Annotated in this window: 14 protein-coding genes; 10 read left to right on the top strand and 4 right to left on the bottom strand. The window is 70.9% G+C overall.

Annotation, left to right across the window (positions count from 1 at the left end; translation table 11 throughout):
• Positions 1-217: 217 nt before the first annotated feature.
• Complete coding sequence (locus ACIA8K_RS08005; RefSeq protein WP_396056223.1) at positions 218-1,537, bottom strand: D-arabinono-1,4-lactone oxidase; 1,320 nt, start codon at positions 1,535-1,537, stop codon at positions 218-220.
• A gap of 136 nt (positions 1,538-1,673) precedes the next feature.
• Here ACIA8K_RS08005 and ACIA8K_RS08010 point away from each other — a divergent pair, with 136 nt between their 5' ends.
• Positions 1,674-2,303 carry a TetR family transcriptional regulator gene (locus ACIA8K_RS08010; protein WP_396056225.1) on the top strand — a complete coding sequence of 210 codons (630 nt, stop codon included), beginning with the start codon at positions 1,674-1,676 and terminating at the stop codon, positions 2,301-2,303.
• Positions 2,304-2,364: 61 nt separating this feature from the next.
• Here the strand turns inward: ACIA8K_RS08010 and ACIA8K_RS08015 are convergent, their stop codons facing one another.
• The gene (locus ACIA8K_RS08015; RefSeq protein WP_396056227.1) at positions 2,365-3,579 is read right to left on the bottom strand and encodes an amino acid deaminase/aldolase; all 1,215 of its coding nucleotides are present in this window, start codon (positions 3,577-3,579) and stop codon (positions 2,365-2,367) included.
• Between the two features lie 239 nt (positions 3,580-3,818).
• Between ACIA8K_RS08015 and tmk the strand changes: the two genes are divergently transcribed.
• The 6 genes from tmk to ACIA8K_RS08045 all read left to right on the top strand — a co-directional run bounded on the left by tmk (position 3,819) and on the right by ACIA8K_RS08045 (position 9,041).
• Positions 3,819-5,834: a dTMP kinase gene (gene tmk / locus ACIA8K_RS08020; RefSeq protein WP_396056229.1), complete on the top strand. Its 2,016-nt coding sequence runs from the start codon at positions 3,819-3,821 to the stop codon at positions 5,832-5,834.
• Positions 5,831-7,054, top strand: a complete 1,224-nt coding sequence (locus tag ACIA8K_RS08025; protein ID WP_396056720.1) for a DNA polymerase III subunit delta' — start codon at positions 5,831-5,833, stop codon at positions 7,052-7,054. The genes tmk and ACIA8K_RS08025 overlap by 4 nt, the downstream gene beginning before the upstream one ends.
• Before the next feature lie 136 nt (positions 7,055-7,190).
• Positions 7,191-7,514 (top strand): YbaB/EbfC family nucleoid-associated protein, encoded by a 324-nt coding sequence (locus ACIA8K_RS08030; RefSeq protein ID WP_396056231.1) that lies wholly within the window; start codon positions 7,191-7,193, stop codon positions 7,512-7,514.
• Between the two features lie 36 nt (positions 7,515-7,550).
• Positions 7,551-7,844 carry a hypothetical protein gene (locus ACIA8K_RS08035; RefSeq protein ID WP_396056233.1) on the top strand — a complete coding sequence of 98 codons (294 nt, stop codon included), beginning with the start codon at positions 7,551-7,553 and terminating at the stop codon, positions 7,842-7,844.
• Between the two features lie 36 nt (positions 7,845-7,880).
• Positions 7,881-8,561, top strand: a complete 681-nt coding sequence (locus tag ACIA8K_RS08040) for a hypothetical protein (protein ID WP_396056235.1) — start codon at positions 7,881-7,883, stop codon at positions 8,559-8,561.
• Between the two features lie 54 nt (positions 8,562-8,615).
• Positions 8,616-9,041: a DUF1801 domain-containing protein gene (locus ACIA8K_RS08045; protein ID WP_396056237.1), complete on the top strand. Its 426-nt coding sequence runs from the start codon at positions 8,616-8,618 to the stop codon at positions 9,039-9,041.
• Positions 9,042-9,052: 11 nt separating this feature from the next.
• Here the strand turns inward: ACIA8K_RS08045 and ACIA8K_RS08050 are convergent, their stop codons facing one another.
• On the bottom strand, positions 9,053-9,343 hold the full coding sequence (locus tag ACIA8K_RS08050) for a hypothetical protein (RefSeq protein WP_396056239.1): 291 nt from the start codon (positions 9,341-9,343) through the stop codon (positions 9,053-9,055).
• A 316-nt stretch (positions 9,344-9,659) separates the two neighbouring features.
• Here ACIA8K_RS08050 and ACIA8K_RS08055 point away from each other — a divergent pair, with 316 nt between their 5' ends.
• From ACIA8K_RS08055 to ACIA8K_RS08065, 3 genes are all read left to right on the top strand, one after another.
• Positions 9,660-10,508, top strand: a complete 849-nt coding sequence (locus tag ACIA8K_RS08055) for a stage 0 sporulation family protein (RefSeq protein WP_396056241.1) — start codon at positions 9,660-9,662, stop codon at positions 10,506-10,508.
• 65 nt (positions 10,509-10,573) lie between these two features.
• Complete coding sequence (locus ACIA8K_RS08060; protein WP_396056243.1) at positions 10,574-10,969, top strand: hypothetical protein; 396 nt, start codon at positions 10,574-10,576, stop codon at positions 10,967-10,969.
• A complete protein-coding gene (locus ACIA8K_RS08065; protein ID WP_396056245.1) occupies positions 10,966-11,346 on the top strand; it encodes a helix-turn-helix domain-containing protein in 381 nt (126 codons plus the stop codon). The genes ACIA8K_RS08060 and ACIA8K_RS08065 overlap by 4 nt, the downstream gene beginning before the upstream one ends.
• Here ACIA8K_RS08065 and ACIA8K_RS08070 read toward each other — a convergent pair.
• On the bottom strand, positions 11,336-13,057 hold the full coding sequence (locus ACIA8K_RS08070) for a metallophosphoesterase family protein (RefSeq protein ID WP_396056247.1): 1,722 nt from the start codon (positions 13,055-13,057) through the stop codon (positions 11,336-11,338). The genes ACIA8K_RS08065 and ACIA8K_RS08070 overlap by 11 nt on opposite strands.
• Positions 13,058-13,065: the final 8 nt, after the last annotated feature.

Genomic DNA, 13,065 nt, shown 5'->3' on the forward strand with positions numbered 1-13,065 from the left:
ACCCGGGCCCCCCCCCCGCCGGGGGGGGGGGGGGGGGGGGGCGCCGCCGGGGGGGGGGGGGGGGGGGGGGGGGGGGGGGCGGGCCCCCCCCCCCCCCCCCCGCCCCGGCCGTGCCACGGCCGGAAGGTGATGCACATGGACTCGATCACGACCATGGTCAGCGTTCTGGTAGGCGCGTTTCCGGGCGGCCTCGACGAGGAGGCCTACCTGGCGGTGCCTAGGCCCCGAGTACCCGGGTCGTGTACTCGTTCTGGAGCACACGACTCGGGTCCACCCGGTCCCGTACCGCCAGGAAGTCGTCGAACCGCGGGTACACCTCACGCAGCGACGCCGCGTCCCGATAGTGCAGCTTGCCCCAGTGCGGCCGCCCGCCAAGCGACGCCGCCACCTTCTCGAACGCCCGGAAGTACGGCTCATAGGGTGCGCCCACGTACTGGTGGATGGCGAGGTAGGCCGATTCCCGCCCGTACCCGTGCGACAGCCAGATGTCGTCCGGCGCCGTGAACCGGATCTCCACCGGGAACTGCACCATGAACGGCATCGACGCCACGATGTGCTGCAGCGCGGCCAGCGCCTCGGGCAGCGCCTCGCGGGGCACGCCGTACTCCATCTCGGTGAATTTGACCCGCCGCGGCGTGCAGAAGACCCGGTCGGAACGGGCCGTGTAGGTGCGCTCGGTGAGCGCCCGGGCCGAGACCGCCTGCACCGTGGGCACCATCGCCGGGATGGCCCGGCCGAGCCGGCAGGCCCCGGCGTAGACCGTGTTGGACAGGAACTCGTCGTCCAGCCAGGCGCGGAACGGGCTCAGCGGCGCGTCGTCAAGCGGCACCTTGTTGTTCGTCTTGGCCTGGACCCGGTCGGTGTACGGGTACCAGTAGAACTCGAAGTGGTCGTTCCCGGCGATCCGCTCGTCCAGGCTGCCGAGCACGTCGGTGAGCAGCTCCGGTGCCTCGTGCGCCCGGAGCACGAACGCGTCCACGCAGCGCAGCGTCACCTCGGTGATCACCCCGAGCGCCCCGATCCCCACCCGGGCCGCGTGGAACAGGTCCGGATCGTCCGACGCCGAGCACCGCACGACCGCGCCCGACCCCGTGACAAGCGTCAACCCCTCCACGAACGTGGAGAGGCAGCCATATCCGGCGCCGGTCCCGTGCGTACCCGTGGAGATCGCTCCGGCGATTGTCTGCACGTTGATGTCGCCGAGGTTCGGCATGGCCAGGCCGTGCTTCGCCAACTCCTCGTTGAGCAGGAACAGATCGGTGCCGGCCTGCACGGTGACCAGCCGGGCCGCCCGGTCGACCGAGATCAGGCCGGTCATCTTCCGCAGGTCGACCTGGATGTCGTCGGCAAGCGCGGCGGCGGTGAACGAGTGGCCGGTGCCGACGGGCTTGACGCGCCGCCCTTCCGTGGCGGCATCCTGAACCAGTGCGGAGACCTCGTCGGTGCTGCTCGGCATCGCTACCCGAAGCGGCGTGACCTGCTGGTTACCTGCCCAGTTCGACCAGGGACGAGTCAGTGCCGGTGCGGTGCGGGTCAAGGCAGCCCCCCAGTGTCACGCTTAACGTGAGTTGAATTCATATCAGCACCAGGACGGAGAGTAAACACCTTGCGGCTTCTCGCTCGTTAAGCCGAGTAACCTTTGTTTTCTCTCTGCCGAAAGGGAGTTGCGACGCGTGTCGACAACAGCTGTCACCGCCGGACCCCTACGCCGTGTGCCCGTTCAGGGACGCAGCGTAGCGCGGGTTCAGCGCATGCTCGACGCCTGTGCCGAGCTTGTCGACGAGGTCGGATACGAGGGACTGACCACGACCCTGCTCGCCGAGCGCGCCGAGGTGGCCATCGGCTCGGTCTATCAGTTCTTCCCCGACAAGCGGGCCATTGTGCAGGCGCTCGCCCTGCGCAACATGGAGGCCTACCTCGATCGCCTGTCCACCCGGTTCGCCGCCGGGAACCTCGCCCAGTGGTGGGACGGGGTGGACGCCGCGATAGACGAATTCATCGGCATGCACCGCACCGTCGCCGGGTTCCGCACGCTGCACTTCGGCGACGTCGTCGATGTGCACCTGCTTGACGAGGAACGCGACAACAACGTGGTCATCGCCAACCGGATCGCCGAGGTGCTGCACGGGCAGTTCCAGGTCGCGGACACGCCCAAGCTGCGGTTCGCGCTGGAGATCGCGGTCACCACCGCCGACTCCCTGATCAAGCTGGCCTTCCGCCGCGATTCGGACGGCGACCCGCAGATCATCCAGGAGTCCAAGACGCTGATCAAGGACTACCTGCAGTCCCACGTCGGCATTTAACGACCTCAACGACACAATCAGGCGGGGGTACGACCACAGCCGCACCCCCGTCGTCCAAGACCTATCCCAGGAACGCGTGCCCCTCACCGCGATAGGTCGGCACCGTCGCGGTCACCGCGTCTCCTTCGACGAGGTGCAGTTCATTGACGTGTTCACACAGCTCACCGGCCTTGGCGTGGCGGAACCAGACCCGGTCGCCAGGGCTCAGTGAGTCGGCCGCCGGGCCGGTCAGCGGCGTCTGCACCTCGCCCGGCCCCTCGGTCCCGACGTAGTTGAGACCCTCCGGCAGCCACGGCCGGGGCAGCCGGCTCTTCTCCGCGGGCCCGGACGCCACCCAGCCGCCGCCGAGCACTGTCGCGATGCCGTCCGCGGGCCGCCGAACCACGGACAGGCCGAAGAACGCGGCCGGCTCCGGCTGCCACGCGCGGTACGCGTCGAAGAGCGTCGGGCCGTAGAGCCCGGATCCGGCGGTCACCTCGGTGACGGACGGGTCCTGCGCGGTGGCGGCCACGCTGCCGGTGCCGCCACCGTTGACGTACTCGAGGTCGGTCAGCGCGCGCACGGCCGACACCGCGGCCACCCGCCGGGGCAGCAGCTCCGCGCCGGACCGCTTCTGCATGGCCCGGATGATCGCGCCCCGGGCGGCCTGCCGTGGCGGTGCGTCACCCAGCCCGGCGATCTGCGCCTCGTAGGCCATCAGCCCGACCAGCCGGAAGCCCTTGCGCCGTGCCACGTGCTCGGCGAACCGGCCTGCCTGCGTGGCGGAGTGCACAGGCGAGCGCCGCACACCCACGTGCAGCCGCCCGCCGAGCGGCCGCCACGACGCGTCCAGGTCCAGGCAGAGGCGGATCTCCTCGCGCTGGTCCGGACCGGCGACCGCGTCCATCAGGTCCAGCTGCGCCGGGCTGTCCGCCATGATCGAGATCGCGGCCGCCAGCTTCGGGTCCGCGCCCAGCTCGGCGATCGACGGCCGGCTGACCGTCGGATAGGCGACCAGCACGTCGTCGCTCACACCGGAGCGGACCAGCCAGATCGCCTCGGGCAGCGTGTACGCCATCACGCCGGACCAGCCGGGCCGGGCCAGCGCCCGCTCCAGCAGCGCCCGGCAGCGCACTGATTTCGCGGCGACCCGGATGGGTTTGCCGCCGGCGCGCGCGGTCAGCGCGTCCGCGTTGGCGTCGAAGGCGGCCAGATCGACCACGCCGATCGGCGGGTCCAGGTGCGCGGTGGCGCGGTCGAGTCGCGCGCGCAGCGCTTCACGGTCCGAGGGGGGCACGTGCGTACGGTAGCGGTGTCCGACGGACAATGCGAGTCTCCTTCACGTATGGCTGACCCTCCGACGGGAGAACTCGGGGTATCGATCAGGGGAAACTGGGGGCGAGGGGTGACCTGCCCCGCGACTAGAGTGTTCTGCCGGGGGCGCCCAGCGAGGGGCCGGCACGCGGAGGTACGGCCATCGAGACTCAAGCGGGCGGACAGGTCGACCTGTCCGGGATGAAAGCGCTCCGATCGGTCATGCGCATCAGGCCGTTCCGGCGGCTGTGGATCGTGCTCGCGTTCGCCTCGCTCGGCGACTGGCTCGGCCTACTGGCCACCGCGATCTTCGCGTCCGCGCAGGTCACCGGCTCGGCGGCGAAGGGCCTGGTGTTCGGCTCCACGATCGCGGTGCGACTGCTCCCGGCGCTTGTGCTCGGCCCGGTGGCAGGCGTGCTTGCCGACCGGTTCGACCGCCGTCTCACCATGGTCGTCTGCGACATCCTCCGGTTCCTGCTCTTCCTGTCCATCCCGCTGACCGCGCTTGTGGTGGACAACCCCGGCCTGATCGTCACCTGGGCCGCGATCGCCACCTTCCTGATCGAGTCGATCACGCTGATCTGGATCCCGGCCAAGGAGGCCGCGGTCCCGAACCTGATCCCCCGCGCCCGGCTGGAGATCTCCAACCAGCTGTCGTTGATCACCACCTACGGGATCACCCCGGTGATCGCGGCGCTCAGCCTCTCCGGCCTGGACGCGTTCGTCCGCTCCGGCATCGTCCCGCAGCCGCCCTCGTGGGGTGAACCGGCCCAGCTGGCGCTCTACTTCAACGCGTTCACCCGCCTCGCCATCGCGATCGTGGTCTTCTTCGGCATCAAGGAGATCAGCGGCCGCGGCGACCGCCGTGACGAGGCGCGCGAGCAGGGCATGTTCGGCCAGTTCGTGGACGGCTGGAAGTACGTCGGCAAGACCCCGATGGTCCGCGGCCTGGTGCTCGGCATCCTCGGCGCATTCGGCGGTGGCGGCATCGTGATCGGCACCGCCCGCTTCTTCACCGCCTCGCTCGGCGCCGGCGACGCCGCGTTCTACCTGCTCTTCGGCACGCTCTTCATCGGCCTCGGCGCCGGCATCGGCCTCGGCCCGGTGATCATCCGCGACCTGTCCCGGCGCCGCTGGTTCGGCATGAGCATCGTGCTTGCCGCCGGGTCCGTGATGTTCCTGGCGTTCGCGATCCACCTGGCGATGGCGATCCTCGGCGCGCTGATGGTCGGCGCGGGCGCGGGCATGGCGTTCCTGGCCGGCACCACGCTGCTCGGCGGCGAGATCGGCGACGACGTGCGCGGCCGGGTCTTCGCCGTGGTCAACACCGGCACCCGCATGATCCTGATGCTCGCCATCGCGCTCTCCGGCGTGATCGTCGGCGCCGGCGGCTCCCGCCGGGTGGACATCGCCGGCCTGAGCGTCTCGTTCTCCTCCACCCGCGCGCTGCTGCTGATCGCGGGCGCGGTCGGCATCGTGGCCGGGATCAGCGCGTTCCGGCAGATGGACGACAAGCGCGGCGTGCCGGTGCTCGCCGACCTGTGGGGCTCGATGCGCGGGCGCCCGCTCTCCGCTGCCGAACCCCGGCACGCGGCCGGGCTCTTCGTGGTCTTCGAGGGCGGCGAGGGCGCGGGCAAGTCCACGCAGGTCAAGCAGCTCGCCGAGGCACTGCGCGCGCACGGGCGTACCGTGGTGGTCACCCGCGAGCCCGGTGCCACCGACATCGGCGCGGAGATCCGCAACCTGGTGCTGCACGGCTCGCCGCCGTCCCCGCGCGCGGAGGCGCTGCTCTACGCGGCCGACCGCGCCCACCACGTCGCCACAGTGGTCCGGCCGGCGCTTGCCCGCGGCGAGGTGGTGATCAGCGACAGATACATCGACTCGTCGCTTGCGTACCAGGGCGCGGGCCGTACCCTCCCTGTTGAAGAGATCTCCTGGCTTTCCTCCTGGGCCACCGGCGGGCTCAAGCCAGACCTGGTCGTGTTGCTCGACGTGGACCCGCAGGTGGGCCTGGCCCGCGCGGTCGGCCGCGGCGACGGCACGGACCGGCTGGAGAGCGAGGCGCTGGCCTTCCACGAGCGCGTGCGGTACGCCTTCCTCGACCTCGCCGCCGCCGACCCCCGCCGCTACCTGGTGCTCGACGCCTCCCACCCGCCTGACGAACTGGCCGGGGACGTCGTGGCCCGGGTGCTCGGAATGACCCGGGAATCCGACGATCTGGAGAGGACCGCCGCCTGATGGACGTCTTCGCGGCGCTTGTGGGCCAGGACGCGGCCACCGTGACATTCCGGCGTGCGGCCGCCGAGGCGGACGCGCTGGTCAGAGCCGGCCGGGGTCTGGGCGTGGAAGAGAACGCGCAGCCCGGTGCCCGTACCGGCGCGATGACCCACGCCTGGATCGTCACCGGCCCGCCCGGCTCCGGCCGGCTGGAGGCCGCGCGCGCGTTCGCGGCCGCGCTGCAGTGCCGGACCGGCGTCGGCTGCGGTGAGTGCCCCGGCTGCCACACCACGCTTGCCGGCAGCAACGCGGACGTGCGGATGGTGGTGCCGGAAGGACTGTCCATCGCGGTCGCGGACATGCGGGCGCTTGTGATGCGCGCCGGCACCGCCCCGTCCGGCGGACGCTGGCAGGTGGTCGTCGTCTCGGACGCGGACCGGCTCACCGAGGGCGCGGGAAACGCGCTGCTCAAGGCGATCGAGGAGCCCTCACCGCGGACCGTCTTCCTGCTCTGCACACCGTCCACCCACCCGGACGACATCTCGGTCACCATCCGCTCGCGCTGCCGCGTGGTGCCGCTGGTCCAGGCGCGGCCGGAGGCGCTGGCCGCCGCGCTCACCGAGGGCCAGGGCGTCGCGCCGGACGTGGCAGTGTGGGCCGCCGCGGCCGCGCAGGGCGACGTCGAGCTGGCCCGGCGGCTGGCCGGCGACCCGGAGGTGCGCAAGCGGCGCGAGGCGGTGCTCACCGTGCCCCGCAAGCTCACAAGCGTGGGTGCCTGCTTCGACGCCGCGTCCGCGCTTATCGAGTCCGCCGAGGCGGAGGCGGCCGCGCTGGTCGTCGCGATGGACGGCACCGAGCGCGCCGACCTGGAGCGCGCGCTCGGCGCGGGCGGCACCGGCCGCGGCGCCGCCGGGGCGATGCGCGGCGCGGCCGGCCAGCTGAAGGAGCTGGAGAAGCGGCAGAAGTCGCGGGCCACCAGGGCACAGCGGGACGCGCTGGACCGGGCGCTTGTCGACCTGGCCGGCTTCTACCGGGACGTGCTGGCCGCCCAGTTCGGCGCGCCGGTCCGCCCGGTACACGGCGACACCGAGGCGAACGCGAAGGCCGCGGCCGCGAAGTGGACCGCGGAGAGCACGCTGCGCCGCCTGGAGGCCGTGCTCAGCTGCCGCGAGGCGATCACGCTCAACGTCAAGCCGCGGATCGCGGTGGAGGCGATGATGCTGTCACTCTGGCGCGGATGAATAGATGTATGGTTTTCGATGTGATGGGATTTGCGATTCGCGCTAGCCCTGCGGGGTTGGGGATTACATCGGCGGCCGTTCACAGGTAATGTGCTCACCCGTAACGGAGGGCGCACATTCGGTGAGGGAGCCGTGAATGCCCCGCGAAATCGACGAGGCGTGGGTCGACGAGGCCATCGCGCGCTATCGCCGAATTCAGGCCGCACAGGCTGAGTTCGACCGGGCCGCGCAGGCGGTCGCCGTGACCGTCCGCTCCTCGGACGGCACGGTGGAGGTCGACGTCACCGCGGCCGGTGACATCACGGACGTGCGGGTGCTCGGCGCGCTGCACGGCCGCACCAACCGGGACCTGTCCGCCGCGCTCACCGGTGCGGTCACCGCCGCCACCGAGGCGGCGCGCTGGGCCAGGGAGAAACTCCGCGCCGAGGCCTTCGTGGACTACCCGTCCCTGACCGACTGAGCGGTCTCATCCGTTCCACGACTGAGGGAGCCACCGATGGAGAGCATGCGCGAGGCCGCCGACCGGCTCGACGACGCCGCCTCGACCCTCGACTCGGCGTACCGGAAACTCGTCGATGTGGAGACCGCCACCTGGATCAGCGTTGACGCGCCCGGCCGCCTGGGCGAGCTGCACCGCTCGCTGAGCACCCAGTGGACCCGCGTGGTGGAGGGGCACGCCCGTGAGGCCGCCTCCACCGCCGCCCGCCTCGCCGGAGCGGCCGAGTCGTTGCGCATCGCGGCGTCCGCCTACGCCGAGGCGGACCAGGTCGCCGCCGTCCGTTTCCGTTGATCCCATTACAACCGATTTATCGAGGCATTTCCTGAGATGGACCAGCTGGACGCCTTAGCCGAACCCGCCGCGGACCTGCTCCGGCGGGTCGACGACGCCCTCCACGCCCACGGCGCTCCCACCGAGCACCCGCTCTGGCCACTGCTGCGCCGCCTCGGCGCGCTCACCCTGCCGTCCGTCGAGGCGATCGTCGCGCTGCGCCCCGCCCCGCTGCTCGCCGCCGGCACGTCCCTGCGCCAGGTCGGCCGGGAGTACGCGGACGCCCGCGCCGCAATCGGCACACCCCGCGACTGGGAAGGCGCGGGCGCACAGGCCTTCGAGCGCTACCGGGCCGGACTCGCCGACCACCTGGCCGGTGGCGGCGCCAGCCTGGCCGGCCACCTGCACGCCACCGCGGACTACACGGCCGCGCTCGGCGCCTGGATCGCCGCGTCCCGTACCGGCCTCGCCTCGGTCCTCGCCGCGTCGCTGGCCTCCGCCGAGGCGGTCACGCTTGTCACGGCCTGCCCCGCCGCGTCGCCCGACCGCGAGCTGGAGGTGGCGACCGCAGCCGCAGAGATCGCCGCCCGGGTGCTGGCCGTCGTCGCGGACGTCGTCGAGACCGGCGAGTCACTTCACGCGGAGTGGACCGACCGCCTGGCCGGCATCGGCTACCACGAGCCCGGCGACGAGCCACCGTCCCCACCGGACAGCGGCATCCTGCGGGCCCGTTACTGATTCGCTGCGCGCGCCCGTGCGACGGATCGGGCCCGCCCGGCCTAGCGTGGTCCCATGGCGAAGACCGTGCAGAATCAGGCGAGCGTGCCCGACTTCCTGGCCGCCGTAACCGACGCCCGCCGCCGCGAGGACGCAGAGACCGCCTGCGCCCTGATGGCCGATGTCACAGGTGTCAGCCCGTCCATGTGGGGCACCGGCATCATCGGCTTCGGCGCCTACCGCTACGAATACGCCTCCGGCCGCAGCGGCGACTGGCCCGCCGTCGCCTTCTCCCCACGCCGCGCCGCGCTCACGTTCTACCTGATGCCCGGCTTCGACGGCTACGACGAGCTGCTGGCCCGCCTCGGCCCGCACTCCACAGGCAAGTCCTGCCTCTACATCAAACGCCTGGCCGACGTCGACAGCGAGGCGCTGCGCGACCTCATCACCGCCGCCTTCCACCACGTCAACGGCCGCACCCTCACCTCCGAGCCCCAATAGCCCCCGAAACCTCAGCCCCCGCAGATCGCCTCGCCGGTCGCGGAATCGAGCACGACGAACGAGCGCCGCTCGCCGGGCTCGAGTGGCCGCGGCGCGATCGGCCGGGCCGGCAATCCGTCGCTGTCACCGCATGCCCGGATCGGTCCGGAGACGGGGTGTCCGGACGCGGGCCGTGCGGGCTGCCCGAACGGCGGCAGGTACCCGGCCAGGAGCGAGAGGGCGATCAGCAGCGTGACCCGCGTGGTGGTGGCGGGGCGCGTCTCCCGGAGCGTGGAAGGTCTGTCGAGGTCGATGTCCGGCACAGCGCTGATGGTAAGCGCTGTATCGACGCGGGATGCCGGGCTGCGGCGAGGCCGAAGGGCGGGAAAGAAGGCGGCGGCGTCGCGGGCGGGGTGGCTGGTGCCAAGATCCGCTCCGGCCGTGACACCGCCGCCGTTTCCTGCACCCCCCGCAGGTCCTGTGAACACCCGTCCAACCGTCCGGGCGCGTGGTCGGTCACGGGCGCGGGCACTGTCCTGACTGGACAGACGCCGGAGGATGCCTGAACGTATCGACTGGGACAAATTGACGCGAGATTCGGCACTCCCCGATGCCCGGCCAACAACGTAGGGTGAGGGGATGGGGATGCTGTGTGCGGTGAGTTTCAACCGTTATGGGCGCCTGTATTACCTCGATCCGGGCGATTTGCGACCCGTCGTGGGCGATAAGGTGCTGGTGCCCACCGACGACGGGCCTGAGGTCGCCGAGTGCATCTGGGCGGCCCAGTGGGTGACCGAGGAGACCGACGGCTTCCCCCGGCTGGCCGGCCTGGCCACCGAGACGGACCTCCAACGCGACGAGAATCAGCGCCGTCGCAAGGCCGAGGCCAAGGTCGCCGCGAAGCGCCTGATCCGCGAGCACAACCTCCCGATGAAGGTCGTGGCGATCGACCACGTCCTGGAGTCGACGGGTGGCAACGGCGGCGCCCGCACCACCATCTACTTCACCGCGCCGCACCGCGTCGACTTCCGCTCCCTGGTCCGCGACCTCGGCGCCACCCTGCACTGCCGCGTCGAGCTTCGCCAGCTCTCCGCCCGCGACTCGGCCCGCGTCCAGGGCGGCATCGGCTCCTGCGGCCGTGACCTGTGCTGCGCCACCTTCCTCACGGACTTCGAGCCGGTGACCATCCGCATGGCCAAGGACCAGGAGCTCCCCCTCAATCCCCTGCGCATCTCCGGCGCCTGCGGCCGCCTCATGTGTTGCCTCAAATATGAACATCCTCTATATCAGAAGTTCCAGGCCACCGCCCCCGCCGTCGGCTCGCGCGTCACCACCGACCACGGCGACGGCAAGGTCGTCGGCCACAGCGTCCCCCGCGACGAGGTCACCGTCCGCCTCGACTCCGACGGTTCCCGCTGCTCCTGCTCCCGCGCCTCCGTCTGCGGCCCCCGCCAGGCCCACGACGCCACGTACCCGCAAGGCTCCTGAGGGCTTTCCGCTTCGGATAGTGATCAACTTCACTGGTAATATGCTGTTGATGCTATATTCTTCCGGTGGAGATTGACTGGTCCAGATCCTTCGACGCCTGGCTCGACGAACTCGAGCAGAGGGCGGCGCGCGGGCTCGGCAGGGCTCAGGAGCAACTCGATCTCGTTACCTCCCAGTTGGAATACCTCCAAGATCTGAAGGAAGTGCCGACCGAGGAGACCCCGACCCTCAAACGCGTGCGCCAGTCCCGCAGGCATGAGGTCTGGCGGCTGTCTCATCCCTATCGAGAGGACATCGCGATTCGCTTGATCGTCTGGTTCCCGCCCGAGGCGCCGCCGGTCATCGTGCTGTTCGCCAACAACAAGGCGATCATGGGTGACATCTTCTACGACAGCGTGGGCAGTCGAGCTGACCAGGTGATATCGGCTTTTCTGAAGGCGACGGACGGAGGCAGGGGATGAACGATCAGCAGCCGGATGCCCTGGTGGGGACCGAGGCGGCGCAGGCGCGGCTGGCACGGCTCAAGGCCCGGCGTGGTGCGTCCGAGCGAGTCGGCCGCATCCGCGGCGAGATGGCCGAGGCCGATCGTCAGTACGCCGAGAACCTTGCCTCCATCCGGAAGGCCGCCGACCTCACGCAGGTCGAGTTGGCCAAGCTCATGGGCGTCGCCCAGTCGGAGATCAGCCGCATCGAAAGCCGCCCCGACATGCTGCTGTCGACTCTCGCCGGCTATCTGGCAGCCGCCGGGGATCGGCCGCGGGTCGTGGTCACCATCGCGGGTCAGGATGTGGAGATAGACCTGTCCTCGCTGATCCGCCTGGAACGGCCTAGATCCTGATCGGCTGCTCTTCGGCGAGGTGGGGGCGGAGAGGAGTGGTGGGCTCGATCCAGGGGGAGTGGGCGGGGGCGTTGGGTGTGGCGGTCCAGCGGCGGTTCACCCTGCGGAGAGCGATGGGGTAGACGGTCAGGGTGCCGTCGGGGGCGATGTGCAGGCGGAGGAAGGACTTGGAGTCGTCGATGCTCTGGCCGGCGAAGAGTTCGTTCAGGTTGACTGTGAAGAGGCTCGCGATGACCAGGTAGAGCGCGAGCAGTTCGGTACCGGCGAAGCCCGCTATCGGGCCGTAGATGACGGCGGCGGTGACGACCTGCCACTCCCAGGTGGCGAGCGGGCTGTTCAGCCAGAGCCAGGTGCCGAGCGCGCCCAGGGCCACGTGCGCCAGGCCGTGCGCGATGCCGATCAGCCAGTGCTTGGCGTACCCCCGCAGACCGATCTTGGGGGGTTTCGAGAACGCGATCGTGGCGGCGAGGATGAAGGCGAGCATCAGGCCGAGCGGGAGCGTCAGGAGCTGTGGCGATGATTCCTCGCCGTGCACGGCGCCGCTCATGGTGAGCATGAGCAGGGTGTGCACGATGCCGATGAAGGTGGCGAAGCCCGGGTTCCGGTGCGGCAGACGCCAGAAGATCCCCCAGGTGTACGCCCGGGACTCCTTCACAGTCGGGAAACGCCCCTTGATCGCGTAGTCGCGGGGGGTGCTTGCATGCCGGACCAGCGTGTCACGCGGCGGCACCGTGATCGTCTCCGGCAGCGAGTGGGTGGCGACCAGGTAGGCGCCGCCGCCACCGCAGGTGATCAGCTCGCGGTCCGCGCCGGAGTAGCGCGCGTAGTGGTGCAGGTCGCCGCTGAGCATCAGGCGCACCTGCGCGCCGGTCGGGGCCAGCACCTTGCGCACGAAGTAGTCGACGGAGTCGTAGGCGCCCGGCCGGTCGGCGGCCTTGACCCAGGTGGGGGCCGGTACCGCGAGGATGATCCGGTCGTCCGGGTGGATGCGCTCCGCGATCTGCTGGAAGTACTCGAGCTGCGGGTCGTCGATGTAGGAGCCGGCCTGCTCGTCCAGCCCGAGCAGCCACCAGCCGTGCGGCAGCTTGACCGCGAAGTAGGAGCGGCGCTGCTCGGTCCGCCACCCGCCGAACTCCGCGTCGCGCTTGCGGGCGAAGAGCCGCAGGAACGCGGTCAGCCCGTCGTACCAGTCGTGGTTGCCCGGCACCGCGAACAGCGTCGGCTGTTCCCCCTCGGCCGGCGGGGCCGGCATCGCGGCCTCGTAGGGTCCCTTCGACCGGTTCTCGTACGCTTCGCCGCTTGCCGTCGGATAGACCTGGTCGCCGCCCATCACCAGCAGCCGCCCGCGTGGCAGCGGGTGGTCCACACCGTCCGGCCGCAACTCCGGCTGCGCCAGCAGGTAGGCGATCGAATAGGTGGAGTCGAACCCGTCACCCAGGTCCGCCACATAGTCCAGCCACAGCTCGTCGCCGGCGCTGTGGTCGTGGTCGGGCACCGGGCCGAGCGCGATCTGCAGTTCCCGTTTGTCCAGATAAGCCCCGAACAAGAACGCCAGCAGGGTACGCAGACCCGCGTTGATCAGCAGTAGCGGCGCGAGCCAGGGCACCGGCGCCTGCGGCGTGAAGCCGAGCTCGCGCGGATCGAGGGAAGCCGGGCGCGGCCTGATGCGCGGCTGCGCCTCGGCCGGCACCTCAGTGGGATCGACGGTCACGTATCAGA

The sequence above is a fragment of the Catenuloplanes sp. NPDC051500 genome (genome assembly GCF_044454585.1).
Classification (GTDB): Bacteria; Actinomycetota; Actinomycetes; order Mycobacteriales; family Micromonosporaceae; genus Catenuloplanes.

What these genes read in the sequence shown, in the direction of transcription:
- tmk (WP_396056229.1), top strand. Translation starts at nt 3,819, where the DNA reads ATGCGCATCAGGCCGTTCCGGCGGCTGTGGATCGTGCTCGCGTTCGCC.
- ACIA8K_RS08035 (WP_396056233.1), top strand. Translation starts at nt 7,551, where the DNA reads ATGGAGAGCATGCGCGAGGCCGCCGACCGGCTCGACGACGCCGCCTCG.
- ACIA8K_RS08055 (WP_396056241.1), top strand. Translation starts at nt 9,660, where the DNA reads ATGGGGATGCTGTGTGCGGTGAGTTTCAACCGTTATGGGCGCCTGTAT.
- ACIA8K_RS08030 (WP_396056231.1), top strand. Translation starts at nt 7,191, where the DNA reads ATGCCCCGCGAAATCGACGAGGCGTGGGTCGACGAGGCCATCGCGCGC.
- ACIA8K_RS08040 (WP_396056235.1), top strand. Translation starts at nt 7,881, where the DNA reads ATGGACCAGCTGGACGCCTTAGCCGAACCCGCCGCGGACCTGCTCCGG.
- ACIA8K_RS08045 (WP_396056237.1), top strand. Translation starts at nt 8,616, where the DNA reads ATGGCGAAGACCGTGCAGAATCAGGCGAGCGTGCCCGACTTCCTGGCC.
- ACIA8K_RS08065 (WP_396056245.1), top strand. Translation starts at nt 10,966, where the DNA reads ATGAACGATCAGCAGCCGGATGCCCTGGTGGGGACCGAGGCGGCGCAG.